Here is a 241-nt window from a genome sequence, read left to right on the forward strand (position 1 = left end):
AACAGTTGCACGCGCGGCATCGAACAGTACTGCAAGCCGGGCGCAAACTTCACCTACAACTCGATCGGCAAAGACGGCCAGCCAACCCAGGGCGGCTACAGCGAAGCGATCGTCGTCGACGAAAACTACGTGTTGCGCATACCCGACGTGCTGCCCCTGGATGTGGCGGCGCCGCTGTTGTGCGCGGGCATCACGCTGTACTCGCCACTGCGCCACTGGAATGCCGGGGCGAACACGCGGG

Annotated in this window: 1 pseudogene; it reads left to right on the forward strand. The window is 63.9% G+C overall.

The window, feature by feature from the left end:
- Positions 1 to 241, forward strand: a pseudogene (locus BST12_RS30180) (alcohol dehydrogenase); the annotation flags it as partial.

Origin of the sequence: Mycobacterium angelicum (assembly GCF_002086155.1) — a bacterium.
GTDB lineage: Bacteria > Actinomycetota > Actinomycetes > Mycobacteriales > Mycobacteriaceae > Mycobacterium > Mycobacterium angelicum.